The organism is Phenylobacterium sp., from assembly GCF_030654915.1.
Classification (GTDB): Bacteria; Pseudomonadota; Alphaproteobacteria; order Caulobacterales; family Caulobacteraceae; genus Phenylobacterium.
The window spans coordinates 1-1,912 of sequence record NZ_JAURWM010000331.1 but is presented as its reverse complement, the minus strand read 5'-3'; the positions used below and the strand labels follow the sequence as shown (position 1 = coordinate 1,912).

General features: G+C 71.9%; 1 protein-coding gene. It reads left to right on the top strand.

Features of this window, described 5'->3' with window-relative positions; translation table 11 throughout:
* Positions 1–1,912 (top strand): ATP-dependent DNA helicase (locus Q7T84_RS17310; RefSeq protein WP_304811311.1); only part of this gene is annotated, 1,912 nt, incomplete at both ends.

Sequence of the window (1,912 nt, the reverse complement as noted above, 5' to 3'; positions counted from 1 at the left end):
ACCCCAAGGTTCGGGCGCGCAAGGCGGTGGTCCGCAAAGGCCGCGAGAACTATCTCTGCCTGCTGAACTTCCAGGACATGGCCAACACCGCCCAGCTCGGGAACGCCGACCTGATCGGCATGGGCCTGGCCGCCCGCTGGGTGCGCGCCACTCGCGACGGCGACATGACCGGCGGCGACTTCCCGGCTTGGCTGCCGACCCTGTTTGCGGTGCCGGCGGCGGGACAGGCCAGCGCGGCGAACCTGGTGGATCGGCGCGGCGAATGCATCCACGCCGGCTGCTCGCACTATCGGACCTGCTTCGTGGAAAAGGCCATCCGCGGGTCGCGCAAGGCCGACATCGTCATCGCCAACCACGCCCTGGTCCTGACCCAGGCCGCCTTCGACGGCGCTCGCGCCGCGCGAGGATCGAAGGGCGACGGCGAGACCACGCAGCTCAAGCGCATAGTCTTCGATGAAGGCCACCACCTGTTCGACGCCGCCGACGCGGCCTTCGCCGCCGCCTTGTCGGGACAGGAGACCGCGGAGCTACGCCGCTGGATGCGCGGGCCTGAGGGCCGCGGCCGGCGCGGCCGGGGCCTGGAGGCCCGGCTGATGGACATGCTGGGCGACCGTGAGGATGCGCGCGGCGCCCTGACCGACGCCTTGCACGCCGCCGCCGCCTTGCCGGGCGAGGGCTGGTCGGGCCGCATCGCCCCGCCGAACGGCGAGGTGAACCCGATCGGGCCTATCGAACTGTTCCTGGTGGCGGTGATCGAGCAGCTTCGCGCCCGCGCCGCGCCCTCGGACGTCGGCATGGAGTGCGCGGCGCGGCCGGCGCTCGACCGGGTGCGCGCCACGGCCCGCGACGCGGCGGCCGCCCTGGCCAAGATCGAGGCCCCGCTGCTGGCCCTGGCCCGCCACCTGGAAGACCTGCTGGACGAAGAAGCCGCCCAGATCGTCACCAGCGATCGAGGGCGGATCGAGGGCGCGCTGCGTGGCCTGGACCGCCGTTGCCGCATGCAGCTTCCGGCCTGGCGCTCGATGCTGCGCGCCATCGACGAGGACGCCGAGGACGATCCCGACTTCGTCGACTGGTTTGACGCCACGTTCCTCTATGGCCGGGTGGTGGACGCCGCCAGCCGCCGCCATTGGGTCGATCCGACCGAGCCGCTGACCAACGCCGTCATCGCCCCCGCCCACGGGGTGCTGGTGACCAGCGCGACGCTGTCGGACGCCACCCTCGACGATCCCTTCGCCCTGGCTGAAATGCGCACCGGAGCCGCGCGGCTGCCGGAACGGCCCAAGACCCTGAAGCTCGCCTCGCCCTTCGACTACGCCAACAATGCGCGGGCCTATGTGGTCACCGACGTCGGCCGTGACGATCCCCGGCAGGTGGCCGCCGCGATGCGAGAGCTGTTCCTGGCGGCTGGCGGCGGGGGCCTGGGCCTGTTCACCGCCATTCGCCGGTTGCGCGCCGTGCACGAACGGATCGCCGCCCCGCTGGCCGACAAGGGCTTTGCGCTCTACGCTCAGCATGTGGACCCGCTGGAGGTCGGCGCCCTGGTCGATATCTTCCGCGCCGAGGAAGACTCCTGCCTGCTTGGCACCGACGCGGTGCGCGACGGGGTCGATGTGCCAGGACGCTCGCTGCGGCTGCTCGCTTTCGACCGTGTGCCGTGGCCGCGCCCCGACATCCTGCACAAGGCTCGCCGCACCAGGTTTGGCGGCAAGGGCTATGACGACAGCGTCGCCCGCGCCCGCATCAGCCAAGCCTTCGGACGGCTGATCCGCCGCGCCGACGACAAGGGCGTGTTTGTGATGCTGGACGCCGCCGCGCCCACGCGGCTGTTCTCCAGCCTGCCGGAAGGCGTGCGGGTCGACCGCCTGGGCCTGGTCGAGGTCATCGAGGCGGTGACGGAGTTCCTGGGGTC